We start from the raw sequence: 24,585 nt of genomic DNA, 5'->3' as shown, positions 1-24,585 counted from the left end.
CGCGATGACCACCACGGGAAAGGCGCTGCCGACCGCGCCGAACCTGATCGAGCTCAAGATCGGCGGGATGACCTGCGCGTCCTGCGCCGCCCGGATCGAGAAGAAGCTCAACCGGATGGACGGCGTCGAGGCCACGGTGAACTACGCCACCGAGAAGGCCACCGTCCGGTACGCCGACGAGGTCGCGCCGGACGACCTGATCGCCACCGTGGAGAAGACCGGCTACACGGCAGTGGTGCCGCCCCCGCCCGCCCGGGCCGAGGCGACCACCGCCGCCGAGCCGGTGGACGAGCTGCGCGGCGCGCGTACCCGGTTGTGGGTCTCCGCCGTGCTGACCCTGCCGGTGATCGTGCTGGCCATGGTGCCGGCCTGGCAGTTCGACTACTGGCAGTGGGCCTCGCTCACCCTGGCCGCCCCGGTGGTGGTCTGGGGCGGGCTGCCGTTCCACCGGGCCGCGCTGGTCAACCTGCGGCACGGCGCGGCGAGCATGGACACCCTGGTCTCACTCGGCACGCTCGCCGCGTTCGGCTGGTCGCTCTGGGCGCTCTTCCTCGGCGACGCCGGGATGCCCGGGATGACGCACCCGTTCCGGTTCGACATCACCCGGGGCGACGGGGCCGGCGACATCTACCTGGAGGCCGCCGCCGGCGTGACGGTCTTCATCCTGGCCGGACGCTACTTCGAGGCCCGCGCCAAGCGCACCGCCGGCTCGGCCCTGCGCGCGCTGCTCGAACTGGGCGCGAAGGACGTGGCGGTGCGGCGCGGCGGGCAGGAGGTCCGGATCCCGGTCGACCAGCTCGCGGTCGGCGACCGGTTCGTGGTCCGGCCGGGAGAGAAGATCGCCACCGACGGCGTGGTCGAGGAGGGCACGTCGGCGGTCGACGCGAGCATGCTCACCGGCGAGTCGGTGCCGGTCGAGGTGGGGCCGGGCGACGCCGTGGTGGGCGCGACCGTCAACGCCGGCGGCCGGCTCCTGGTGCGGGCCACCCGGATCGGCGGGGACACCCAGCTCGCCCAGATGGCGCGGCTGGTGGAGCAGGCGCAGACCGGCAAGGCGGCGGTGCAACGGCTCGCCGACCGGATCTCCGGCGTCTTCGTGCCGATCGTGATCGCGCTGGCCGCCGGCACGCTGGGCTGGTGGCTCGGCGCCGGCGCCGGGCCGACCGCCGCGTTCACCGCCGCCGTGGCCGTCCTGATCATTGCCTGCCCGTGCGCGCTGGGCCTGGCCACGCCGACCGCGCTGCTGGTCGGCACCGGACGCGGCGCGCAGCTCGGCGTGCTGATCAAGGGGCCGGAGGTGCTGGAGTCCACCCGCCGGGTCGACACCGTGGTGCTGGACAAGACCGGCACCGTCACCACCGGCCGGATGGCGCTGGCCGAGGTGCTGCCCGCGACCGGGGAGGACGCCGACGACCTGCTCCGGCTGGCCGGTGCGCTGGAGGCGGCCTCCGAGCACCCGATCGCGCGGGCGGTGGCCGAGGCGGCGACCGCTGCCGGCCCGCTGCCGGCGGTCACCGACTTCGCCAACACCGAGGGGCTGGGCGTGACCGGCGCGGTCGACGGCCGGACCGTGGTGGTCGGGCGGCTCCGGCTGCTGCGGGAGCGCGGTCTCGACGTACCCGAGGAGGTCGCGCGGGCCGCGACCGGCGCGGAGGCGGCCGGCCGGACGGCGGTCCTGGCCGGCTGGGACGGGCGGGCGCGCGGCGTGCTCGCGGTGGCCGACGCGGTGAAGCCGACCAGCCGCGCAGCGGTCGACCGGCTGCGCGGCCTGGGGCTCACCCCGGTGCTGCTCACCGGCGACAACACCACGGTCGCGCGGGCGGTGGCCGCCGAGGTGGGCATCGACGAGGTGGTCGCCGAGGTGCTGCCGGCCGACAAGGTGGCGGTGGTCGAGCGGCTCCAGCGCGAGGGCCGGGTGGTGGCCATGGTCGGTGACGGCGTCAACGACGCGGCCGCGCTGGCCCGCGCCGACCTCGGGCTGGCCATGGGCACCGGCACCGACGTGGCGATCGAGGCCGCCGACCTGACCCTGGTCCGGGGCGACCTGCTGGCCGCGGCGGACGCCATCCGACTGTCCCGACGCACCCTGGCGATCATCAAGGGCAACCTGTTCTGGGCGTTCGCCTACAACGTGGCCGCGCTGCCGCTGGCCGCCGCCGGGCTGCTCAACCCGATGCTCGCCGGTGCGGCGATGGCGTTCTCGTCGGTCTTCGTGGTGGCGAACAGCCTCCGGCTGCGGCGATTTCGCCCGATCGGGTGACGCGTGATTGGGCCGAGGGCCACCGGGGTAACCAGTTGTCGTCACGCAACTGCTGAGGTGGAGGTTCCCATGGGTCTCGACGACAAGATCGACAACGCTTCCCAGGACACCGCGGGCAAGGTCAAGGAGGGCGTGGGCCGGGCGACCGACAACGAGCGCCTCGAGGCCGAGGGCCGCAACGACCAGGCCGGCGCCAAGCTCAAGCAGGCCGGCGAGAAGATCAAGGACGCCTTCAAGAGCTGACGTACGCCCCGCACGACCACCGGGCCGGCCTTCGGGCCGGCCCGGCGTGCTGTGTGCCGGGGTGGAGTGCCGACCGTCCACAGTCGCTCACCGGGGGTCACCACGGCCGGCGTCCGCTGCATAGGATGCGAGGCGACCTCGACCGCGGAGGAGCTTCGTGATGGCCCAGCCCGCCGACCCGTCCGGCCTCGGTCGGGTGCTGTCCGAGACCATGGCCGCGCTGCAACGGCACAACGCCGCCGGCCAGGGTGAACCGCCCGCGCCGCCGGAAGGCACCGGCGAGGCCGCGGACGGGCTGATCCGGGTCACCGCCGGCCCGCCGGGACGGGTCACCGGGCTGACCCTGGATCCCCGGGTCATGCGCATGCCCAGCGAGACCCTGGCCGAGCAGATCGAGGCGGCGGTCAACGCGGCGCTCGCCGACCTCCAGGAACGGGCCACCGCCGCCGTGCCGGGCGAGGTGGACCTCGGCTCCCTCGGCGAGCAACTGCGCCGCATCCAGGAGGACGCCGGCCGCCAGTTCACCGCGTTCACCGACGCGCTCGTCGCGGCGCAGGACCGGCTCTCCCAGTCGGGCGGTCGCTGATGCCTGTCGAGATCGATCCGGAAGCCCTCGGCGCCTCCGGGCGGGCACTGGGCGGCGCGGCGACCCGGTTCGGTCAGGCGCTCACCGCGTTCCAGGCCGAGTTGGCAGGCTTCGGCCGGCCCTGGGGCTCCGACGACATCGGCTCGCTGATCGGCGCCGCCCACGACGAGGTCTCCGCGTTCGCCTTCGAATGCTTCGACACCGCCCTCGACGAGATCGCCGCGGCCGGGGTCGACCTCGGCGAGATGGCCACCCGCTACGCCGAGACCGAGGCCGCGATCACCAAGGGCTTCGACGGGCTGCGCCGCTCGCTGGGAGGCTGACCGATGGGCCTGGAACTGCCCGGCGAGCTGCGCTCGTTGCTCGGCATCCTCGGCTACACCTGGCCGGAGGCCGACGAAGTGAAGCTCTTCGAGATGGGCAACGCCTGGATCCGCTTCTCCGGCACGCTCTCCGGCGTGGTCGCCGAGGCGAACACCGGGGCGGCGGCGGTCTGGACCCGGCAGACCGGCCAGGACATCACCGCGTTCCAGACCTGGTGGAACCAGGAGGACAGCCCCGCCGACAGCCTGCGCGACGGGGTCACCGCCGCGGTGCTCACCGGCACCGGCCTGATCATCTGCGCGGCGATCGTGCTCGCGCTCAAGGTCGCCGTCATCGTGCAACTGGTCATCCTGGCGATCGAGATCGCCCAGGCGATCGCCACCGCGGCGGTGACGTTCGGGGCCTCGTTGCTGGAGATCCCGGTCTTCCAGCAGTTGACCCGCACGATCGTCGGCAACCTCGTCCAGGAAGTCCTCTGGAAACTCGTCGACGGGTGAGCTGACATGAGCGGAGGCAAGGCCGGCGGCAAACTGATGCGCGCCGCGTTGCGCTTTCTCAGACGGACCAAGACCCGTAACCAGCCCGGCCGGATGAACCCGCACTTCACCGAGCACGTGTTCGGTGGGCACGTCCGGCCGGGCCAGGCCAAGGGGTCCGGCTATCACTACCGGCCCGGCGGCCAGGACTTCCCGGGTCGGCGACTGCAGCCGAACACCATGGTCAAGGATCCGAGGACCGGCGCCTACTCGGCCAAGCCCGAGTTCTTCGACCCCACCCTGAACCCACCGCACGGAGCCTGGAAGCCGAAGAAGGGCAACGGCGGGGAAAGCTCCTTCTTCCCGGACGACTGGACGCCGGCCCAGGTGGACAACGCGATCAGCGGCGCCTTCCAGAACGCGCGGCCCGTGCCCGGCACCAACACCTGGCGTGGCGTGCACAAGGGCGTCGTCATCGAGGGTTTCTACAATGGTTCGGGTGGTTTCACCCACGGATGGCCGGTCGTCGTCCCCTGATCCGAAGGACTTGCGTTGACGTTCATCAGCTTCTCCGCCGACGAGTTCGGGCTGCCGCTGTTCGACGTGGCCGACCAGCGCTACCGGGCACTCGGCGCGTGGCTGGTCACCGACATCTCCGTCTACCACTCGGTGTGTCTGGACGCCCTCGCGATGATCGACGACGTGGCTCACGGCCGGACCCGCGACGACGAATGGGACAGCGACAAGTACGAGGTCAGCTTCACCCCGGCCGGCATCGAGTTCGACAACGAGTGGGTCGAGGGTGAGCACGGCCGCTACCCGCTGGACGAGACGCGGGAGGCGGTCGAGGCATACTGGCGGTTCCTGGCCGGCCGTCCGGAGAACCCCGACCTGATCCGGGAGTACCGGCCCGACCTGCCCCGCTGGCAGGCGGAGCTGGCCCAGTGGGAGGAACGGTGGGGCCGCCCCCACCCCTACCGGGGGCGGCTGTTCTGAGGAGCGGTCAGCGAACGACCCGGTAGCGGATGTGCGTGACGGTCGGCGCCGCGACCACCTTCTCCGGCTCCAGCGCCACGTCCAACGCCCCGTCGAAGAGCGGCGTGCCGCCGCCCAGCACGACCGGGACCACGTGCAGCCAGAGCGAGTCCAGCAGCCCGGCCGCCAGGTAGCCGCGTACGGTCTCGCCGCCGCCGGCCACGCAGACGTCGTCGTCCCCGGCCGCCGCCCGGGCGCGCGCCAACGCCGCCTCCGGTCCGTCGGTGACGAAGTGGAACTCCGTGCCGCCGGCCAGCGGCAGCGACTCGCGGGGATGATGCGTCAGCACGAACACCGGGGCGCGGAACGGCGGCTCAGCACCCCACCACCCGGTCCAGGTCGGATCCCACGGCCCCTCGCCGCCGCCGAACATGCGGCGGCCCATCACGTACGCACCGACGCCGGCGGTCATCTCCTCGACCACCTCGGCGTCGACGGTGCGCTCTCCGTCGGGGAGGCCGTGCTGGGCGCGCCACGTCTCGGTGGCGAACGCCCACTCGTGCAGCCGCAGCCCGCCCCGGCCGAGCGGGTCCCGCACGCTCTGGTCCGGCGCGGCCACGTAGCCGTCAAGTGACACCGACAGTTGGCTGGTGACGTCTCCCATGACGGGTGGACCACCTCCGGCGGCGGATCTCATCGGTCGGCCGCGAGGCGCGCGGCGCGTACCTCCAGGTAACGCCGCTCGGGCAGGCTGGTGGTGGCCCGGGCGGCGGCCAGGTAGGCGGCCCGGGCGTCCGCCCGGTCGCCGGCCAGTTCGAGCAGGTGCGCGCGGACGGCGGCCAGCCGGTGGTGGCCGGCGGTCCGGTCGTCGTCGCCGAGCGGCGCGAGCAGCGCCAGGCCGGCCTTCGGGCCGTCCACCATGGCCACCGCGACGGCCTGGTTGAGCGTCACCATCGGGTTCGGCGCGATCCGGGCCAGCACCCGGTAGAGCGCGACGATCTGCGGCCAGTCGGTGGTCGCCGCGCTGGGCGCCTCCGCGTGCACCGCGGCGATGGCGGCCTGCACCTGGTACGGGCCCGGCGCCGACCAGGTCAGCGCCTCGGTCACCAGCGTGATCCCCTCGGCCGTCGCGACCCGGTCCCAGCGGCTGCGGTCCTGCTCGGCCAGCGGCACCAGCTCGCCGTCCGGGCCGGTCCGGGCCGCCCGGTGCGCGTCGGTGAGCAGCATCAGCGCCAGCAGCCCGGCCACCTCGCCGTGGGTGGGCAGCAACCGGTGCAGCTCCCGGGCCAGCCGGATCGCCTCCCCGGTCAACTCCACCCGGTGCAGCTCGTCCCCGCTCGACGCGGTGTAGCCCTCGTTGAAGACCAGGTAGAGCACGCGCAGCACCGCGCCCAGCCGCTCCTCGCGGTCCGCCGCCGACGGCATCGTGAAGCGCGCCCCGGCGGCCTCGATCCGCTGCTTGGCGCGGCGGATCCGCTGGCTCATGGTGGCCTCCGGCACCAGGTACGCCCGGGCGATCTCGGCGGTGCTCAACCCGCCCACCGCCCGCAGCGTGAGCGCCACCTGGGCGCTGACCGGCAGCGTCGGATGGCAGCAGAGGAACAGCAGCTTCAGCGTGTCGTCCCCGCTCGGCGGCTCCTCGTCGGCGGGCGGCGCGACCGCCGCGTACGCCGGCTGCCGGACCGCCACCGCGACCTCGCGCTCCCGGCGGGCGTGCTCGCTGCGCCACTCGTCGGTGAGCCGGCGGGTCGCCACGGTGACCAGCCAGGCGCGGGGATGCTCCGGCACGCCCTGCGCCGGCCACTGGGTGGCGGCGGCCAGCAACGCCTCCTGGACCGCGTCCTCACAGGCGTAGAACTGGCCGTGCCGGCGCACGAGCACGCCGAGAACCTGCGGCGCGAGCGTCCGCAGCAGGTCCTCGACCGCCCGGGAGGTCACATCTCCGTCCCGGCCTGCTCCATCACCGCGCGCACCTCCAGCACGCCGAAGCCGTGGCGCACGTCCGGCCAGCGCGCGGCGATCTCGGCGGCCCGCTCCGGGGTCTCGCAGTCGACGGTGAGGTAGCCGGCGAACTGCTCCTTGCTCTCCACGAACGGCCCGTCGGTGATCTCGGTGCCGCCGGCCGCCGGCCGGACCGTACGGGTCTGCGACGGGTGGGCCAGCGCCTCGCCGCCGACCATCTCGCCGGACTCGGTCAGCTCCGTCATGATGGCGTCGACCTCACCGAAGATCGCGTTGCGCTCGGCCTCGGTCAGCTCGTCGGCGAAGCCGGGCCGGTTCCAGATCAGCAGCATGTACTTCACGGTCCACTCCTCGGGTCGGGGCCACCGTCGGTGGCGCCTCGCAGACGGGTCGGAGCCACCCGCCCCGATCCGACACGTCGAGCCGAACTTTCCGCCCGGACCCTGCCATCCTCGCCGTCCCTGCGTCGATCATGAAGTTGGCGGCGACAAAGCGGACACCATGTCCCGCCAACGTCATGGTCAACGGCGGGACGCCGGGCGGGCGGGGAGGCGGGTGGGGTGGGGTGGGGCGCCGGCCTTGAGGGAGGCCTGGTCGGCGGCGGTGGTGCCGGACGACCAGCCCTCGCTGTCGCGCACCTGGAGGCGGTGACGGGTGGTGCCGGGGAAGAGCTGCTCGGTGCGCTCCCGGACCGCGTCCGTGCGGGCCGCCAGCACCGGCAGCAACCTGTCGTCGGTGTGCTCCTCGGCCGCCGCCGTGCTGGCCGCCCGCAGCCGCTCGCCGATCCGCAGCGCGAACGCGTTGAGGAACGACTCGTCGTAGCCCTTGGTGCGCCGCCCGCTGCCCTTGCCACGCCCGGCCCGCCCGCGCAGCATCGCGGCGGTGGCCTGCACCAGCAGCGACGTGTGCAGCAGCTCCACCGCGGCCAGGTCGGCGGGGAAGCCGAGCACGGTGGCGAAGCCGAGGTCGTCGGACCAGACCGACTCGCACCGGTTCGCGCCCGCCACCTCCTGGATCAGCAGCGCCTTGGCCGCCGCGTACGGGGCGTCCGTGCCCAGGCGCATGCCGCCGGGGCGGTCCGGGCGGGCGGCGGTGGCGTCGAGCAGCGCCGTGTCGATGCTGTGCCGGGCCATCAGCTCCTGCGCCTTGGCGGTGAACGCCTCCGCCTCGGCCGGATAGCCTGTCGACTCCGCCTTGGCCAGCAGCGCGCGGACCCGGTCGAGCATCCGGGAGCCGGTGGCCGGGACGGCGGCGAGCGGGACGGCGGCGGCACCGGGCGGCGGGCGCAGCAGCGCGATCGGGGGCAGCCCCTCGATCAGGACGAGCGCGTCGACCGCGTCGCGGAGCGCGGTGATCCGGTCGCCGTCGGCACGGCGGTCCAGCCAGCCCGCGTCGGCGTCCCAGTGCGCGCCCAGGTCGGCGAGCTGTTCGTCGAACCAGGCCGGGACCGGGCCGGGCAGCGCGCGTCGCTGGGCGGCCGCCGCGTCGCGCAGCAGCCGGGCGCCGCGTGGGGTGAGCCGCCGGGCGGCGAGCCGGTCCAGGTCGACAGGTTGCCAGCCGCGCGGCCAGAGCCGGCCCAGGGTCCGGCACAGGCGGGTGAGCAGCGCCGCGTCCACCGCCGCGCCGTCGCCCACCACCAGCGCGTCGAGGGCGCGCTCGGCGGCGCGTACGTCGGTGCCGCGCGCCGCCGCCAGGGCGGCGTCGAGCAGCGGCTCGGCTGAGGACACGGGTGGCTCTCCCTGGACTCCGACAGGCGGCAGGTCGCCCACCCCGTACCCGACGGTACCCGGCCCGAGGGTTCAACCGACCGGCGCCGGCGTCCGTACTCTCCTGCGGAGCACGTGCGGGCGACGGACGGAGAGCGACGTGGGCGGGCATGACCGGGGCGTGCATCGGCGGCGACGGAGGTCGCGGGCCGGGGTCCGCGCGCTGGCGGCGGTGCTCGTCGTGACCGGCCTCACCGCCGGCGGTGGGTACGCGGCGCACCGCCGGCCGGACCTGCTGGCCTCGGCCCGGGTGGAGCGGACCGTGCCGGCGGCGGTGCCGTCGGCGCGCCCGGCGGCGACGGCCGCCCGGACACCGGTCCCGGTGGCCGGCCGGGTGCCGCCCGGCGTCAGCTACCCGCCCCGGGGCGGCGGCGACTTCCGGACCGCCGACACGGTCGGCGCGGTTGCCGGGCGCTCCGGTGAGCTGCTGCGCTACCGGGTCGGGGTGGAGGACGGCATCCGCGACGTGGACGTGGAACGTTTCGCCCGGGAGGTCGCGGCGACGCTCGCCGACCGGCGGGGCTGGACCGGCGACGGCCGGTGGCGGCTGCAACGGGTGGGCCGGGACGGTCCGGCCGACTTCACCGTGCTGCTGACCACGCCGGTGACCCGGGGCGAGCTGTGCGACGACCCGAGCGACCGCTACACCTCCTGCCGCAACGGCGACCGGGTCGTGATCAACGTGGCCCGCTGGGTGTACGGGGTGCCGCACGTGCCCGACCTCGACCTCTACCGGCAGTACCTGCTCAACCACGAGGTGGGTCACCGGCTGGGCCGTGGCCACGAACGCTGCCCCCGTTCCGGCGGCCAGGCCCCGGTGATGGTGCAGCAGACGCTCGGCCTGCACGGCTGCACGCCGAACGCCTGGCCGCTGGTCGGCGGCGAGCCGCTGGCCGGCCCGTCCGGTCAGTACGACGACCCGATCCCGGCCGGGGACCACTGAGCCGCCGGGGCGGCGGATAGATACTGGGCCGGTGGAGAACCGCCCCCGCCTGCTGCTGGTCGAGGACGACCGCGCCCTGTCCGGTCTCCTCGCCGACCTGCTCACCGACGAGGGGTACGAGGTCGAGGTGGCCGGCGACGGGCACCTCGGCCTGCACCGCGCGTTGACCCGGGACTACCAGGTGATGGTGGTCGACCGGGGGCTGCCCGCGCTGGACGGCCTGGAGCTGGTGGCCCGGGCGCGGGCGCAGGGCGTCGCCTGCCCGGTGCTGCTGCTCACCGCCCGGGGTGCGGTCGCCGACCGGGTCGCCGGCCTGGACGCCGGGGCGGAGGACTATCTGGTCAAGCCGTTCGAGGTGGCGGAGCTGACGGCCCGGCTGCGGGCGTTGCGCCGCCGGCACCCGGACGCCGCGGGCTGGTTGCCGCTGGGCCGCCGCCAGCTCGACGTGGGCAACCGCCGGGTGGTCGACGGCGCGGAGGAGATCCCGCTCTCCGCCCGCGAGTTCGCCGTGCTGCACGCGCTCGCCGGCCGGCCCCGCAAGGTCTTCACCCGGGCCGAGCTGCTGAGCACGGCGTTCGACCGGGCCGACGCGCCGGGCACGGTCGACGCCTGCGTCCACCACCTGCGCCGCAAGCTGGGCCGGGACGCGGTCCGCACGGTGCACGGGCTGGGCTACCGGCTCGGGACCGGCTGAGCGTGGACGAGGCGAGGCTCACCCGTGCCCGGCGGCGCAGCGTGGCCCAGACCGCCGGCGCGATCGGGCTGGTCCTGCTGCTTGTCGGCGCGCTGATGTACGCGCTGACCAGCCGGCAGGAGTCGCGGGCGCTGGACGGCGAGCTGGGCCGGGTGCTGGCCTCGGCCGAGGACGTGGACGACCCGCCGCCCGGGCAGTTCCTGGCCCGGCTGCGCGGCGGCGACCCGGCCGTCGAGGTGACCCCGGGCGCCTCGCCGGAGCTGACCCGGGTGCTCGACCGGGCGGTACGCGGCGCCCCCGGCCGCCGTGACGCGACGGCCGGTGAGGACCGGCCGGTCCGGGTGGCGGTGGAGCAGCGGCCGGACGGCACCCGCTGGGCGGTCGCCGCCGACCTGGCCCCGCTGCGCCGGCGGCAGGGCCAGCTCGGTCTGGCGCTGCTCGTCGCCGAGCTGGCCGGGCTGGCCGGCGCGCTGGTCACGGCCACGCTGCTGGCCCGGCGGGCGGTCGCCCCGCTGGCCACCGCGTTGGGCATGCAGCGTCGGTTCGTGGCGGACGCCTCGCACGAGCTGCGGGCCCCGCTGACCGTGCTGCACACCCGGGCGCAACTGCTGGCCCGGCGTGCCCGGGAGCAGCCGGCGGACCGGTTGGCCGGGCAGCTCGACCAGCTCGTCGCGGACACCCGGGCGCTCGGTGAGGTGGTCGAGGACCTGTTGGTATCGGCCGCCGCCGAGCACCAGCCGCTGCCGGACACCGAGGTGGACCTGGCCGAGGTGGCCGGCGAGGTGGTGGAGAGCATGTCCGCGTACGCCGTCGAGCGGCGGGTGGAGCTGCGGTTGGCGGCCGGCGGTCCGGCGCCGATCCGGGGCGCGCGGCCGGCCCTGCGTCGGGCGTTGACGGCGCTTGTGGACAACGCGATCGGGCACGTGCCGGCGGGCGGCCACGTCACCGTCACCGTGACCCGCCGGGACGGGCGGGTGGTCGCCGAGGTCGCCGACGACGGGGTCGGGCTGGACCCGGCGGAGGCGGACCGGCTCTTCGCCCGGTTCGCGCACGGCACGTCCGGGGCGGGCCGGCGGTTCGGTCTCGGTCTCGCCCTGGTGCAGCACGTGGCGGGGGGGCACCGGGGCATCGTCGAGGTGACCGGCGCGCCGGGGCGGGGCGCCACCTTCACCCTGCTGCTGCCGTCCGCCTGAGCGGGCCGGCGGTCGGGCGGACAAGAACTTCGCAAGAAACGCGGGGCACTGTGGGCCCGGACCGGACCCGATGCCGAGGAGATCGACGTGCCTGACTCCGTGAACGGACTGCCGCTGCACCCCCTCGTGGTGCACGCCGTGGTGGTGCTGCTGCCGCTGGCCGCGCTGGGCGTGGTCGCGCTGGCCGTACGACCCGCCTGGCGGGGGCGCTTCGGCTGGCTGGTGGTGCTGGTCGCCGCGCTGGCCACCGCCGCGATCCCGCTCGCCACCCAGAGCGGGGAGAGCCTGGAGCACCGGGTCGGCGACCCGGGCCGGCACGCCGAGCTGGGCGACCAGTTGATCTGGTTCGCGCTGCCGCTGCTGGTCGTCGCGGTCGCGTTGGTCTGGCTGCACCGCCGGGCGGAGCGGCCGGCCGGCGACGGGACCCGGTCCGGGGCCGGCGCGCTGGGCGTGGTGGTGGCCGTGCTCGCGGTGGCGGTGGCCGCGGCGAACCTGGTGCAGGTCTACCGGGTGGGCGACTCCGGCGCGAAGGCGGTCTGGGGCGACGTCCCGGCGGCCACCGCGGAGCACGGCGACTGACTCCGCCGGGACTGCGGCGCCCGCCGACCGGTGGTGAGATGGGCGCATGGACTACGTGAGCTTCGGTTCCACCGGCCTCCAGGTGTCCCGGCTCTGCCTGGGTTGCATGAGCTACGGCGAGCCGGGGCGGGGCACGCACCCCTGGTCCCTGCCGGAGGACGCCGCCCGCCCCTCCATCCGGCAGGCGCTGGAGCTGGGGGTGAACTTCTTCGACACCGCAAACGTCTACTCCGACGGCACCAGCGAGGAGATCGTCGGCCGGGCGCTGAAGGACTTCGCCGACCGCGAGGACGTGGTGATCGCGACGAAGGTGCACGGCCGGATGGGCGTCGGCCCGAACCGGGGCGGCCTCTCCCGTAAGCACATCATGAGCGAGATCGACGCGAGCCTGCGCCGGCTCGGCACCGACTACGTCGACCTCTACCAGATCCACCGTCTCGACCCGGTCACCCCGATCGAGGAGACCATGGAGGCGCTGCACGACCTGGTCCGGGCCGGCAAGGTCCGCTACCTCGGCGCCTCGTCGATGTACGCGTGGCAGTTCGCCAAGGCGCTCTGGGTCGCGGAGCGGCACGGCTGGACCCGGTTCGCCGCCATGCAGAACCACTACAACCTGCTCTACCGGGAGGAGGAGCGGGAGATGCTGCCGCTCTGCCTCGACCAGGGCGTCGCGGTGATCCCGTGGAGCCCGCTGGCCCGGGGCCTGCTGACCCGGGATCCGGGGGAGCGGACGACGCGGGCGGACAGCGACGAGTTCGGCCGCAAGCTCTACGCGCGGACCGAGGAGCACGACCGGGCGGTGGTCGACGCGGTGGGTCGGGTGGCCGCGCAGCGTGGCGTGCCGCGCGCGCAGGTGGCGCTGGCCTGGGTGGCACGCCACCCGGCGGTGACCGCGCCGATCGTCGGCGCGACGAAGCCGCACCACCTGACCGACGCGGTCGCCGCGCTGGAGTTGGAGCTGACCGACGCCGAGGTGGCGGAGCTGGAGGCGCCGTACGTCCCGCACCCGGTGTCCGGTTTCTGAGGGCTACCGGGAGAACGAGGCCCAGATGTGCTTGGTGGTCTCGGTGGCATACCAGCCGACGTCGAGCGAGATCGACTGAGCCAGGAACAGCCCGCGTCCGCCCGAGTCCGTCGGGCGGATGTCGCTCAGCTCCGGTACCGAGCTGACGTCGTGGTCGGCCACGTCGAGCAGGAACCTGTCGTCGGTGGCCAGCAGCGTGACGATGGTGGGTGGCCGGCCGTGCCGCAGCGCGTTGCTGGACAGTTCGGTGGCGACGAGCAGCACCATGTGCGGCACCTCGTCCAGGTCCTCGCCCTGCACCAGCCCGTGCCGGGTGAGCGCGTCGCGCAGCGAGGCCCGCACGTCGCGCAGTTCCTCGGGGGTGTCGAGCACCCACCGCTCCAGCTCGGTGGCCTGCGGCGGCGGCGGCGAGGTGCGCAACTGTCCCATGATCTGCCTTTACCCTCCGTAGCGATCCGCTAAGCGCGGTGGGTGAGCCACACCGTAACGACCGGGGACGTGTCGACCGCGCGGATATCGGCTGTGTTCGATGTCACGCTACGGTGCCGGCACGCCGGTCGTCCCGCCGGCGCCCCGACGGGAGAACACCATGATCACACCGTGGAAAGCCGTCACCGCCCTCGCCGCCGCGTTCCTGCTCGTCCTGCCCGGCGGGGTAGCCGCGCGGGCCGCGGGTACGCCCGCCACCAAGTCGCCGGTCGCCGGCACGCTGCGCGCGTACCCGGTCTCCGCCGTCTACGTCGCCGGGGTCTCCTCCGGCGGCTACCTGGCCACCCAGCTCCAGGTCGCCTACTCGACCCGGATCCGGGGCGCGGCGATCTTCGCGGCCGGGCCGTACTACTGCGCGCAGAACAGCGTCCCGCAGGCGCTCTACGGCTGCGGCGACAACATCTACCCCACCTACCTGGGCAACCTGGAGGCGTACACCCGCGCCTGGGCCGGCTACGGCTGGATCGACGGCACCGGGAACCTCTCCGGCCAGCCGGTGTACGTCTACCACGGCAACAGTGACGCCACCGTGAAGAAATCGGTCACCGACGACCTGGTCCGCTACTACCAGGACTTCGGCGCGCGAGTCCGGTACGACTCCGGCAGCGCGGCCGGTCACTCGTGGGTCACCCCCTACGGCAGCGTCGGCTGCACCGCCACCGCCTCGCCGTTCCTCGCCGACTGCGGCACCGACCCGCAGGGCGTGTTCCTCGGGCACCTGCTCGGCTCGGTCGCCGCCCCGAACACCGGCCCGCTGGGCGGCACCCTGATCCGATTCAGTCAGGACAGCTTCGCGGTCAACGGCTGGGCCAACGGGCTGAGCATGGACGCCAGCGGCTTCGCGTACGTGCCGAGCGCCTGCGCCGCCGGCACCACCTGCCGGCTGCTGGTCGCCCTGCACGGCTGCGCCCAGGGATACGCGAAGGTCGGCACCGCGTTCGTCGACCGGGCCAACCTCAACCAGTACGCCGACACGAACCGGCTGATCGTGCTCTATCCGCAGGCGACCGCCAGCGGGGTCAACCCGAACGGCTGCTGGGACTGGTGGGGCTACCTCGGCGGCACGAACTATCCGATCAAGGGCGGTGCCCAGGTCGAGACCATCATGAACATGGTCCGCCGGCTGGACGGCTGATCCCGTCGCGGTCCGGCCCGACCTGCGGGTCTGGGCCGGACCGGGTCGCCTGGGGTACGGTCACCTCATGGTCGTGGAGGAACATTGGTGGAACGGCGTCAACATCCCTCGCGGGCGCCGCGACGTCTACATCTGCACCGACGGACAGCAGTGGCAGGTCCAGGCCCAGATCGGCGGCGCCGCCGGCCGGTCGAAGATCCAGCAGTGCCCGAGCCGCGTCTCGGCGAGCATCCTCGCCGGCGCGTGGCGGTCGAGCGGCACCGGCTGGCGGGAGATGCCCCGCTGAACCCGGCCCGACCGTCCCTCCCGGCCGAGACCCTGGTCGCCGACGCCGGCACCCGCTGACTCTCGGCGCGGGATTGGGACGCCGGGGAGCGGGTACGCGCGGCCGTGGCCGGTGCGGGAGCGGGCGGACGGAGCTTCGCCGACCGGTGGCGTGCCGCGCCGGCGGTGCTGGCCGACCGGTTCCGGCGGGCGCGCGCGGGTGCCGGGCTGGCAGCCCAGGCCGGGCTGGCCGCCGGCCTCTCCTGGTGGGTCGCGGAGTCGGTGCTGCACATCGCCCAACCGGTCTTCGCGCCGATCTCGGCGGTGGTGACGCTTGCCGCCTCGGTGGGCCAACGCCTGCGCCGCACGATTGAGTTGATCATCGGGGTGGCGGTCGGCATCCTGATCGGCGACCTGCTGATCCACCTGGTCGGGGTCGGCGCCTGGCAGCTCGGTCTTGTCGTGGCGCTGGCGGTCGTGGTGGCGGCGGCCGTCGGCCGCCGCCCGGCGCTCGTGGTGCAGGCCGGCGCGACGGCGGTGCTGATCGGCACGCTGACCCCGTCGGTGCCGAACCTGGAAGCGCCCCGGGTGATGGACGCGCTTGTCGGCGGCGGGGCGGCGCTGCTGGTAACCGCCGTGCTGCTGCCGCTGAACCCCTTGCGGATCATCAATCGTGGGGCCGGCCCGGCGCTGGACCTGCTCGCCGAGCAGTTGGACCGCACCGCCGACGCGCTGCGCGAGCGGGACGCCGAGGCGGCCCGCGTCGCCCGTGACCGGCTGCGGGACAACAAGGCGGAGATGGGCTCGTTCGGCGAGGCGGCGCAGGGCGCCCGGGAGGCCACCACGCTCTCCCCGGTCTACTGGACCGCCCGGGAGGGGCCGCTCGGCCGGTACGCCCGGTCGGTCGAGCCGGTGGACCGGGCGATGCGCAACAGCGGCACGCTGATCCGGCGTACGGTCACCCTGCTCGCCGACGGGGAGCGGGTGCCGGACGCCATGCCGGCGGCGGTGTCCGCGCTGGCCGAGGCGGCCCGGAAGCTGCGCAAGGAGTTCGCCCGCGGCGCGGCCGAGCCGAAGCACTGCCGCGCGGCCGCGTTGCGGGCCGTCGTCGAGGCCGGCCACGCCTACCGGGCCGGGGTGGACTTCTCCGGCGCGGTCGTGGTGGCCCAGGTGCGCACCACGGCCAGCGACCTGCTGGTCGCCACCGACGTGGACCAGGACGAGGCGAACCGGTTGGTCCGCTCGGCGTTCGGCCCGCTCGACCCGTCGGCGTGACCCGGCCCGTCGGCGTGAAAGGCGCGTCAAGAAACCGCCGCCCGGCGTGATGGTCGCGTTATAGCCCCTGTCGGTACGCGCGACCTGGCGTTGTGATTGCCCGGCGCGACCGGGAGGCGGTCGCGAGGACGTATTCCGCTAGGAGAGGTCAGCCGTGTCTGACGTGCTGTTCGTGTTGCTGACGGTGGGGCTGTTCGCGGCTCTCGCCCTCGTGGTGAGGGGTGTGGAGAAGCTGTGAACGCCGTCAACGCCGTCGGCCTGGTGCTGGCGATCGGACTGGGCGTGTTCCTGGTCGTCGCCCTGCTGTTCCCGGAGCGCTTCTGATGAGCATGACCACAGCCGGGGTGCTCTTCGTGTTGTCGCTGGTGGTGGCGCTGGTCGCCGTCCACCGGCCGTTCGGTGACCACATGTACCGCGCCGTCACCGGCACCCGGTCCACCCGTGTCGAGCGGGGCATCTACCGACTGGTCGGGGTCAACCCGGCAGCCGAGCAGACCTGGGGGGTGTACGTCCGCGGCGTGCTCGCCTTCTCGGCCGTCTCGCTGCTGTTCCTCTACGCGTTGCAGCGGCTGCAGAACCACCTGTGGCTCTCGCTGGGCCGCGACCCGGTGGTGCCGCACGGCGCCTGGAACACGGCCGTGTCGTTCGTGACCAACACGAACTGGCAGTGGTACTCGGGTGAGTCGACCATGGGGCACCTGGTGCAGATGGCCGGCCTGGCGGTGCAGAACTTCGTCTCCGCCGCGGTCGGCATCGCCGTCGCGGTGGCGCTGGTGCGGGGCTTCGCCCGCAGCCGCACCGGCGAGTTGGGCAACTTCTGGGTCGACCTGGTCCGCGTCACGCTGCGGATCCTGCTGCCGATCGCGGTGCTCGGCGCGCTCGTGCTGATGCTCGGCGGGGTGGTGCAGAACCTGTCCGGCGGCACCGACGTGACCACCCTGACCGGCGGCGGCCAGACCATCACCGGCGGGCCGGTGGCCGGCCAGGAGGTGATCAAGGAGCTGGGCACCAACGGCGGCGGCTTCTACAACGCCAACAGCGCCCACCCGTTCGAGAACCCGACCGCGTGGACGAACTGGCTGGAGATCTTCCTGATCCTGGTGATCCCGTTCAGCCTGCCCCGGGTCTTCGGCCGGATGGTCGGGCAGAACCGGCAGGGTCACGCGATCGCCGCCGTGATGGCGATCCTCGCGCTGGCCAGCATCACCCTGACCAACGTCTTCGAGCTGGCCGGGCGTGGCACGGTGCCGCAGGCGGTCGGCGCGGCGCTGGAGGGCAAGGAGGTGCGGTTTGACGTGTCGAACTCGGCGACCTTCGCGGCGGCCACCACGCTCACCTCGACCGGCGCGGTCAACTCGTTCCACGACTCGTACACGGCGCTGGGCGGGATGATGACGCTGGGCAACATGATGCTCGGCGAGGTCGCGCCGGGCGGCGTCGGCGCCGGCCTGTACGGGCTGCTGATCCTCGCCGTGATCACGGTCTTCGTCGCCGGCCTGATGGTCGGCCGCACGCCGGAATACCTGGGCAAGAAGATCGGGTCGCGCGAGATCAAGTTCGCCTCGATGTACTTCCTGGTCACGCCCGCGCTGGTGCTCACCGGCACCGCCGCCGCGTTCGCCACCGGCAACGCCTCGACCGCGCTCAACGTCGGCCCGCACGGGCTCTCCGAGGTGCTCTACGCGTTCACCTCGGCGAGCAACAACAACGGTTCGGCGTTCGCCGGCATCACCGTGAACACGCAGTGGTGGAACACCGCCCTGGGGCTGTGCATGCTGCTCGGCCGGTTCCTCCCGATCATCTTCGTGCTCGCGCTGGCCGGCTCGCTGGCCCGCCAGCAACCCACGCCCGCGTCCGAGGGCACCCTGCCGACCCACAAGCCGCTCTTCGTCGGCATGGTCGTCGGCGTCACGGTGGTCCTCGTCGCGCTCACCTTCCTGCCCGCCCTCGCGCTCGGCCCGCTGGCCGAAGGGCTGTGACCACCATGAGAGACAAGGACATGACCGCACCTCTGGACACCGCCGACGCGCCGGCCACCGGCGACCGGGCGATCCCCGCCGACCCGGCCACCCCGGGCGGCCGGGTCGGCGGGGGGCTGCTCGACCCGCGCCAACTTGTCGCGTCGCTGCCGGACGCGCTGCGCAAGCTGGATCCGCGCACGCTGTGGCGCAACCCGGTGATGCTGATCGTCGAGGTCGGCGCGCTCTTCACCACCGTCCTGGCGGTGGCCGACCCGTCCGTGTTCGCCTGGGCGATCACGGTGTGGCTGTGGCTGACCGTGGTCTTCGCCAACCTGGCCGAGGCGGTCGCCGAGGGACGCGGCAAGGCCCAGGCCGCCACGCTGCGGCGGGCCAAGCAGGACACCATCGCCACCCGCCTGCTCGGCTGGACGCCGGGCGCGGCGGCCGACGCCTACCGCGACGAGGCGGTGCCCGCGCCGCAGCTTCGGCAGGGCGACGTCGTGCTGGTCGAGGCCGGGCAGATCATCCCCGGGGACGGCGACGTCGTCGAGGGCATCGCCAGCGTCGACGAGTCGGCCATCACCGGCGAGTCCGCCCCGGTCATCCGGGAGTCCGGCGGCGACCGCAGCGCGGTCACCGGCGGCACCCGGGTGCTCTCCGACCGGATCGTCGTGAAGATCACGCAGAAGCCGGGCGAGAGCTTCATCGACCGGATGATCGCGCTGGTCGAGGGCGCCAACCGGCAGAAGACGCCGAACGAGATCGCGCTCAACATCCTGCTGGCCGCGCTGACTGTCATCTTCCTGCTCGCGGTGGTCACGCTCCAGCCGATGGCGATCTTCGCCAAGGGCTGGCAGGCCGCGGCGCCGGACACGCAGGCGATCACCGACTCCGGCGTCACCGGCATCGTGCTCGTCTCGCTGCTGGTCTGCCTGATTCCGACCACCATCGGCGCGCTGCTCTCCGCGATCGGCATCGCCGGCATGGACCGCCTCGTCCAGCGCAACGTGCTGGCCATGAGCGGCCGGGCGGTCGAGGCGGCCGGCGACGTCAACACGCTGCTGCTGGACAAGACCGGCACGATCACCCTGGGCAACCGGCAGGCCGCCGAGTTCCTGCCGGTGGCCGGCGTGGACGCGGCCACCGTCGCGGACGCGGCCCAGCTCTCCAGCCTGGCCGACGAGACGCCCGAGGGGCGCTCGGTGGTGGTGCTGGCCAAGAACGAGTACGGACTGCGCGAGCGCGAACCCGGCCTCATCCCGCACGCCACCTTCGTGCCGTTCACCGCGCAGACCCGGATGAGCGGCGTCGACCTGGACGCCGACGGCGGCGTCCGGCGGATCCGCAAGGGCGCCGCCGCGGCGGTGATGAAGTGGGTACGCGAGAACGGCGGCCACCCGACCGAGCAGGTCGGTGAGCTGGTCGACGCGATCAGCGGCACCGGCGGCACGCCGCTGGTGGTCGCCGAGCACCCCGCCGGCGAGCCGGCCCGGGCGCTGGGTGTCATCCACCTCAAGGACGTCGTCAAGGCCGGCATGCGAGAGCGCTTCGACGAGATGCGCCGGATGGGCATCCGGACCGTGATGATCACCGGGGACAACCCGCGCACCGCGAAGGCCATCGCGGACGAGGCCGGCGTGGACGACTTCCTCGCCGAGGCCACGCCGGAGGACAAGCTCGCCCTGATCAAGAAGGAGCAGGAGGGCGGCCGGCTGGTCGCGATGACCGGCGACGGCACCAACGACGCGCCCGCCCTGGCCCAGGCGGACGTCGGCGTGGCGATGAACACCGGCACGTCGGCCGCGAAGGAGGCCGGCAACATGGTCGACCTCGACTCCGACCCGACCAAGCTGATCGAGATCGTGGAGATCGGCAAGCAGTTGCTGATCACCCGGGGCGCGTTGACGACGTTCAGCATCGCCAACGACATCGCGAAGTACTTCGCGATCATCCCGGCCATGTTCGCCGGCATCTACCCCGCGCTGGACACGCTCAACGTGATGCGGCTGGCCAGCCCGGCGTCGGCGATCCTCGCCGCGGTCATCTTCAACGCGATCGTCATCGTCGCGTTGATCCCGCTGGCCCTGCGCGGCGTGCGCTACCGCCCGGCCAGCGCCTCGAAGCTGCTCAGCCGCAACCTGCTGCTGTACGGCCTCGGCGGCATCGTGGTGCCGTTCGTCGGCATCAAGCTCATCGACCTGCTCGTCCAGTTCATTCCGGGGATCTCGTGATGCGCCTTCCCAGTTGGCTCTCCCAGCACCTGGCCGCCCTGCGGGCCGTGCTCGTGTTCACCGTGCTGCTCGGGCTGGCGTACCCGCTCGCCCTGGTCGCCGTGGGCCGGATTCCCGGCCTCGACGGCCGGGCGGACGGCTCGCTGGTCACCGTCGGCGGCCGGACCGTCGGCAGCTCGTTGATCGGGCAGTCGTTCACCGACGCGGACGGCAACCCCGTCCCGCGCTACTTCCAGTCCCGGCCGTCCGCCGCCGGTGACGGCTACGACCCGACCGCCACCGCGGCGAGCAACCTCGGGCCGGAGAGCGTGGTGGACACGCTCGCCGTCGACCCCGCCGAATCCACGGCGAGCCTGCTCAGCCAGGTGTGCGCGCGCAGCAGGGCGGTCGGCGAGCTGGACGGCGTGGACGGGCGGCGGCCCTACTGCACGCCGGACGGGGTGGGCGCGGTGCTCGCCGTGTTCCGCGCCGACGGCCTGACGGGAAAGGTCACCCGGGTGGTCAGCGTCAACCAGGCCGCGCCGGCGACGCCGTTCGTCGCCACCTGGCAGGGGGTGCCGGTGGAGCCGGCGACACCCGGCCGGGACTACGTGGCCGAGGGCGGCCTGATCACGCCGGTCCGGGGGGACGCGCCGGCGGAGCCGGCCGTGCCGGCCGACGCGGTCACCGCCAGTGGCAGCGGTCTCGACCCGCACATCTCCCCGGCGTACGCGGAGATCCAGGTGGCCCGGGTGGCGCGGGAGCGCGGCGCGGACCCGGCGGCGGTCCGCAAGCTGGTCGCCGCGCACACGTCGGGCCGGGCGCTCGGTTTCATGGGCGAGCCGGCGGTGAACGTGCTGGAGCTGAACCTGGCGCTGGACCGGGAGTTCCCGGCGCGCTGACGCCGGCAGGTGTTAAGAAGGGGCCCCGCCTCTACCGGATGCGTTAAGCGGGGCCCCCTCCTTTCTCCCTGAGAGGATGAGGTGTGGGCAGAGGCGAGCTGCGGATCTACCTGGGCGCGGCCCCCGGCGTCGGCAAGACGTACGCCATGCTCGAAGAGGCCCAGCGCCGGGCCGAGCGCGGCACCGACGTGGTGGTCGGGCTGGTCGAGACGCACGGCCGCAGGCACACCGCCGCGATGATCGGTGATCTGGAGCAGGTGCCCCGGCGCACGATCACCTACCGGGGCGTCGACCTCACCGAGATGGACCTGGACGCGGTGCTGGCCCGCCGGCCCGAGGTGGTGGTGGTCGACGAGCTGGCCCACACCAACGTCCCCGGTTCCCGGCACGACAAGCGCTGGCGGGACGTCCAGGAACTGCTCGACGCCGGGATCAGCGTGCTCTCCACGGTCAACGTGCAGCACCTGGAGTCGCTCAACGACGTGGTCGCGCAGATCACCGGCGCCACCCAGCGGGAGACCGTGCCGGACCAGGTGGTCCGCGCCGCCGAGCAGGTCGAGCTGGTGGACATGACGCCGGAGGCGCTGCGTCGCCGGATGGCGCACGGCAACATCTACCGGCCGGACCGGATCGACGCCGCGCTCGGCAACTACTTCCGGGTCGGCAACCTCACCGCGCTGCGCGAACTGGCGCTGCTCTGGCTCGCCGACAAGGTCGACGAGCAGCTCGACGCGTACCGGGCCCAGCAGGGCATCTCGGACACCTGGGAGGCGCGGGAGCGGGTGGTGGTCGCGCTCACCGGCGGCCCCGAGGGCGAGACGCTGATCCGCCGGGCGGCCCGGATCGCCGCCCGCAGCAAGGGCGCCGACCTGCTCGCCGTGCACGTCGCCCGCAGCGACGGCCTGGCCGGCGTCGACCCGGCCCAGCTCGCCCGCCAGCGGGTGCTGGTGGAGAGCCTCGGCGGCACGTACCACCAGGTCCTCGGCACCGACGTCCCGGCCGCGCTGCTCGACTTCGCCCGCGGTGTCAACGCCACCCAGCTCGTGCTCGGCGCCAGCCGCCGGGGCCGGTTCGCCCAGATCTTCGCCCGAGGCGTCGGGGTGACCACCACCGCGCTCTCCGGCCCGATCGACGTGCACCTGGTCACCCACCCGCAGGCGGGGCGCGGACGCCGGAGCGCGGCGGTGCCGGCCGCGCTGTCCCGCCGCCGCCGGCTGCTCGGGTACGCGCTCGCCCTGCTCGGCATGCCGCTGCTCACCCTGCTGCTGCGGACGCTGCCCGACCTCACCCTGACCAACGACATCCTGCTGTTCCTCGCCGGCGTGGTCGGGGTGGCGCTGGTCGGCGGGCTCTGGCCGGCGCTGGTCGCCGCGCTCGGCGGCTCGCTGCTGCTCAACTGGTACTTCACCCCGCCGTTCCGCACGCTGACCATCGCCGAGGCGGACAACCTGCTCGCGCTCGGCGTGTTCGTCGGCGTGGCGGTCGCGGTGAGCGGGGTGGTCGACGTGGCGGCCCGGCGTACCCGGGAGGCGGCGCGGGCGTCCGCCGACGCGCAGACGCTGGCCACCGTGGCGGGCAGCGTGCTGCGCGGCGCGCGTCCCCTGCCGGCGCTGCTGGACCGGCTCCGGGAGACGTTCGGGGTGCGCGCGGTGAGCGTGCTGGAACTGGCCGCCGAGGCGGAGGGGCGGCCGGGCCGGTCCGCCGAGGAGACCGCCTGGCGGGTCGTCGCCGCCGTCGGCGACCGGCCACCCGGCAGCCCCAGCGCGGGGGAGACCGTGGTGCCTGTCGACGACCGGCTCACCGTGGTGCTCGCCGGTCGCCGGCTGGAGGCCGCCGACCGGCGGGTGGTCGAGGCGTTCGCCGCCCAGGCCGCCGTCGCGCTGCGCCAGGAGCGGCTGGCCGAGGAGGCCGCCACCGCCCGCCCGCTCGCCGCCGCCGACCGGATGCGCACCGCGCTGCTCGCCGCCGTGAGCCACGACCTGCGGACGCCGCTCGCCTCGGCCAAGGCCGCGGTGAGCAGCCTGCGCAGCCACGACGTCGAGTTCGACGCCGAGGACTCCGACGAGTTGCTGGCCACCGCCGACGAGTCGTTGGACCGGCTCGGCCGGCTGGTGGCGAACCTGCTGGACATGAGCCGGTTGCAGGCCGGCGCACTGGGCGTCACCGCGACCGCGATCGGGCTGGAGGACGCCGTACCCCGGGCCCTGGACGAGCTGGGCGACGCGGCGGCCGAGGTGACCACGGACATCGCGCCGGACCTGCCGGCAGCGCTGGCCGACCCCGGCCTGCTGGAGCGGGTGCTTGTCAACATCGTCGCCAACGCGCTGCGACACAGCCCACCCGGCCGGCCGCCGACGATCACCGGCAGCGCGCACGCCGGCCAGGTCGAGCTGCGGGTGATCGACACCGGTCCGGGCATTCCGGAGGACCAGTGGGAACACGTCTTCCTGCCGTTCCAGCGTCTCGGCGACCGGGACAACCAGACCGGGGTGGGGCTCGGCCTGGCGCTGTCGCGCGGGTTGGCCGAGGCGATGGGTGGCAGCATCACCCCGGAGACCACGCCCGGCGGCGGTCTCACCATGGTGCTGCGGCTGCCGGCCGCCACCGACCCCGGAGGGCCGCAGGAATGACCCGCATCCTGGTCGTCGACGACGAGCCGCAGATCCTGCGCGCCCTGCGGATCAACCTGCGGGCCCGCGGCTACGACGTCGAGGTCGCGGACAGCGGCGCGGCCGCGCTGAAGGCCGCCGCCGGCCACCCGCCGGACCTGGTGGTGCTCGACCTCGGCCTGCCCGATCTGGACGGCACCGACGTCATCCGCGGGCTGCGCGGCTGGACCGCCGTGCCGATCATCGTGCTCTCCGGCCGGGCCGGCAGCGAGGACAAGGTCGCCGCGCTGGACGCGGGCGCCGACGACTACGTGACCAAGCCGTTCGGGGTGGACGAGCTGCTCGCCCGCATCCGCGCGGTGACCCGCCGGCTGGCCCCGACCACGCCGGCCGTCCCCGCGCTGCGGATCGGCCGCAACACCGTCGACCTGGCCGACCGGACCGTCACCCGGGACGACGGCGCCGAGGTCAAGCTCACCCCCACCCAGTGGGCCATGCTGGAGAAGTTGCTGCGCAACCCCGGCAAGCTGGTCAGCCAGCGGCAACTGCTGCACGACGTGTGGGGGCCGGGATACGACCAGGAGACCAACTACCTGCGGCAGTACATGGCCCAGTTGCGGCGCAAGCTGGAGGACGACCCGGCCCGGCCCCGCCACCTGATCACCGAGCCCGGCATGGGCTACCGCTACCGCCCCTGACGTTTGCGCCGGCCGTG

At 74.0% G+C, this 24,585-nt stretch carries 26 protein-coding genes; 21 read left to right on the top strand and 5 right to left on the bottom strand.

Features of this window, described 5'->3' with window-relative positions:
* Positions 1-4: 4 nt before the first annotated feature.
* From ACIA5A_RS17435 to ACIA5A_RS17405, 7 genes are all read left to right on the top strand, one after another.
* Positions 5-2,260 carry a heavy metal translocating P-type ATPase gene (locus ACIA5A_RS17435; protein WP_396762830.1) on the top strand — a complete coding sequence of 752 codons (2,256 nt, stop codon included), beginning with the start codon at positions 5-7 and terminating at the stop codon, positions 2,258-2,260.
* Between the two features lie 69 nt (positions 2,261-2,329).
* Positions 2,330-2,503, top strand: coding sequence for a CsbD family protein (locus ACIA5A_RS17430; RefSeq protein WP_013283784.1), 174 nt, complete (start codon positions 2,330-2,332; stop codon positions 2,501-2,503).
* Between the two features lie 160 nt (positions 2,504-2,663).
* On the top strand, positions 2,664-3,089 hold the full coding sequence (locus tag ACIA5A_RS17425; RefSeq protein ID WP_396762827.1) for a YbaB/EbfC family nucleoid-associated protein: 426 nt from the start codon (positions 2,664-2,666) through the stop codon (positions 3,087-3,089).
* Positions 3,089-3,412, top strand: coding sequence for a hypothetical protein (locus ACIA5A_RS17420; protein WP_396762824.1), 324 nt, complete (start codon positions 3,089-3,091; stop codon positions 3,410-3,412). The genes ACIA5A_RS17425 and ACIA5A_RS17420 overlap by 1 nt, the downstream gene beginning before the upstream one ends.
* A 3-nt stretch (positions 3,413-3,415) precedes the next feature.
* Positions 3,416-3,910: a hypothetical protein gene (locus ACIA5A_RS17415; RefSeq protein ID WP_396762821.1), complete on the top strand. Its 495-nt coding sequence runs from the start codon at positions 3,416-3,418 to the stop codon at positions 3,908-3,910.
* A gap of 6 nt (positions 3,911-3,916) precedes the next feature.
* Positions 3,917-4,426, top strand: coding sequence for an EndoU domain-containing protein (locus ACIA5A_RS17410; protein ID WP_396762818.1), 510 nt, complete (start codon positions 3,917-3,919; stop codon positions 4,424-4,426).
* A 15-nt stretch (positions 4,427-4,441) separates the two neighbouring features.
* Positions 4,442-4,885, top strand: coding sequence for a hypothetical protein (locus ACIA5A_RS17405; protein WP_396762815.1), 444 nt, complete (start codon positions 4,442-4,444; stop codon positions 4,883-4,885).
* Between the two features lie 7 nt (positions 4,886-4,892).
* Here the strand turns inward: ACIA5A_RS17405 and ACIA5A_RS17400 are convergent, their stop codons facing one another.
* The 4 genes from ACIA5A_RS17400 to ACIA5A_RS17385 all read right to left on the bottom strand — a co-directional run bounded on the left by ACIA5A_RS17400 (position 4,893) and on the right by ACIA5A_RS17385 (position 8,553).
* Positions 4,893-5,528 (bottom strand): dihydrofolate reductase family protein, encoded by a 636-nt coding sequence (locus ACIA5A_RS17400; RefSeq protein WP_396762812.1) that lies wholly within the window; start codon positions 5,526-5,528, stop codon positions 4,893-4,895.
* Positions 5,529-5,557: 29 nt separating this feature from the next.
* A complete protein-coding gene (locus ACIA5A_RS17395; RefSeq protein ID WP_396762809.1) occupies positions 5,558-6,802 on the bottom strand; it encodes an RNA polymerase sigma factor in 1,245 nt (414 codons plus the stop codon).
* The gene (locus tag ACIA5A_RS17390; protein WP_396763095.1) at positions 6,799-7,158 is read right to left on the bottom strand and encodes a YciI family protein; all 360 of its coding nucleotides are present in this window, start codon (positions 7,156-7,158) and stop codon (positions 6,799-6,801) included. The genes ACIA5A_RS17395 and ACIA5A_RS17390 overlap by 4 nt, the downstream gene beginning before the upstream one ends.
* A gap of 189 nt (positions 7,159-7,347) precedes the next feature.
* A complete protein-coding gene (locus ACIA5A_RS17385) occupies positions 7,348-8,553 on the bottom strand; it encodes a DUF2786 domain-containing protein (RefSeq protein WP_396762807.1) in 1,206 nt (401 codons plus the stop codon).
* Between the two features lie 139 nt (positions 8,554-8,692).
* Between ACIA5A_RS17385 and ACIA5A_RS17380 the strand changes: the two genes are divergently transcribed.
* The 5 genes from ACIA5A_RS17380 (at position 8,693) to ACIA5A_RS17360 (ending at position 13,025) form a co-directional block, all read left to right on the top strand.
* Positions 8,693-9,535, top strand: a complete 843-nt coding sequence (locus ACIA5A_RS17380) for a DUF3152 domain-containing protein (RefSeq protein WP_396762804.1) — start codon at positions 8,693-8,695, stop codon at positions 9,533-9,535.
* Between the two features lie 31 nt (positions 9,536-9,566).
* Entirely contained in the window at positions 9,567-10,229 is a 663-nt protein-coding gene (locus ACIA5A_RS17375) for a response regulator transcription factor (protein WP_396762801.1), read from the top strand.
* Positions 10,230-10,231: 2 nt separating this feature from the next.
* A complete protein-coding gene (locus ACIA5A_RS17370; protein WP_396762798.1) occupies positions 10,232-11,422 on the top strand; it encodes a sensor histidine kinase in 1,191 nt (396 codons plus the stop codon).
* Positions 11,423-11,509: 87 nt separating this feature from the next.
* Positions 11,510-12,001, top strand: coding sequence for a DUF2231 domain-containing protein (locus ACIA5A_RS17365; RefSeq protein ID WP_396762796.1), 492 nt, complete (start codon positions 11,510-11,512; stop codon positions 11,999-12,001).
* A 46-nt stretch (positions 12,002-12,047) separates the two neighbouring features.
* Positions 12,048-13,025, top strand: coding sequence for an aldo/keto reductase (locus ACIA5A_RS17360; RefSeq protein WP_396762793.1), 978 nt, complete (start codon positions 12,048-12,050; stop codon positions 13,023-13,025).
* Between the two features lie 3 nt (positions 13,026-13,028).
* Here the strand turns inward: ACIA5A_RS17360 and ACIA5A_RS17355 are convergent, their stop codons facing one another.
* Entirely contained in the window at positions 13,029-13,454 is a 426-nt protein-coding gene (locus tag ACIA5A_RS17355) for an ATP-binding protein (protein WP_396762791.1), read from the bottom strand.
* Positions 13,455-13,554: 100 nt separating this feature from the next.
* Between ACIA5A_RS17355 and ACIA5A_RS17350 the strand changes: the two genes are divergently transcribed.
* The 9 genes from ACIA5A_RS17350 to ACIA5A_RS17310 all read left to right on the top strand — a co-directional run bounded on the left by ACIA5A_RS17350 (position 13,555) and on the right by ACIA5A_RS17310 (position 24,568).
* Positions 13,555-14,649, top strand: a complete 1,095-nt coding sequence (locus tag ACIA5A_RS17350; RefSeq protein WP_396762788.1) for a poly(3-hydroxybutyrate) depolymerase — start codon at positions 13,555-13,557, stop codon at positions 14,647-14,649.
* Positions 14,650-14,716: 67 nt separating this feature from the next.
* Positions 14,717-14,935, top strand: coding sequence for a hypothetical protein (locus ACIA5A_RS17345; protein WP_091062509.1), 219 nt, complete (start codon positions 14,717-14,719; stop codon positions 14,933-14,935).
* A 104-nt stretch (positions 14,936-15,039) separates the two neighbouring features.
* Positions 15,040-16,188, top strand: coding sequence for an aromatic acid exporter family protein (locus tag ACIA5A_RS17340; RefSeq protein WP_396762785.1), 1,149 nt, complete (start codon positions 15,040-15,042; stop codon positions 16,186-16,188).
* A 234-nt stretch (positions 16,189-16,422) separates the two neighbouring features.
* On the top strand, positions 16,423-16,512 hold the full coding sequence (kdpF, locus tag ACIA5A_RS17335; protein WP_088643699.1) for a K(+)-transporting ATPase subunit F: 90 nt from the start codon (positions 16,423-16,425) through the stop codon (positions 16,510-16,512).
* Positions 16,512-18,167 carry a potassium-transporting ATPase subunit KdpA gene (kdpA, locus tag ACIA5A_RS17330; RefSeq protein WP_396762781.1) on the top strand — a complete coding sequence of 552 codons (1,656 nt, stop codon included), beginning with the start codon at positions 16,512-16,514 and terminating at the stop codon, positions 18,165-18,167. Before kdpF ends, kdpA begins: the two co-directional genes overlap by 1 nt.
* 20 nt (positions 18,168-18,187) lie before the next feature.
* Positions 18,188-20,380: a potassium-transporting ATPase subunit KdpB gene (gene kdpB, locus ACIA5A_RS17325; protein WP_396762778.1), complete on the top strand. Its 2,193-nt coding sequence runs from the start codon at positions 18,188-18,190 to the stop codon at positions 20,378-20,380.
* On the top strand, positions 20,380-21,261 hold the full coding sequence (locus ACIA5A_RS17320; RefSeq protein ID WP_396762775.1) for a potassium-transporting ATPase subunit C: 882 nt from the start codon (positions 20,380-20,382) through the stop codon (positions 21,259-21,261). Before kdpB ends, ACIA5A_RS17320 begins: the two co-directional genes overlap by 1 nt.
* 83 nt (positions 21,262-21,344) lie before the next feature.
* Positions 21,345-23,891 (top strand): DUF4118 domain-containing protein, encoded by a 2,547-nt coding sequence (locus ACIA5A_RS17315; protein WP_396762772.1) that lies wholly within the window; start codon positions 21,345-21,347, stop codon positions 23,889-23,891.
* Positions 23,888-24,568 carry a response regulator gene (locus ACIA5A_RS17310; protein WP_396762769.1) on the top strand — a complete coding sequence of 227 codons (681 nt, stop codon included), beginning with the start codon at positions 23,888-23,890 and terminating at the stop codon, positions 24,566-24,568. Before ACIA5A_RS17315 ends, ACIA5A_RS17310 begins: the two co-directional genes overlap by 4 nt.
* Positions 24,569-24,585: the final 17 nt, after the last annotated feature.

The sequence above is a fragment of the Micromonospora sp. NPDC051300 genome (genome assembly GCF_044455315.1).
GTDB lineage: Bacteria > Actinomycetota > Actinomycetes > Mycobacteriales > Micromonosporaceae > Micromonospora > Micromonospora robiginosa.
The sequence above is the reverse complement of the archived record's forward strand: the minus strand, read 5'-3'. Positions and strand labels throughout refer to the sequence as shown.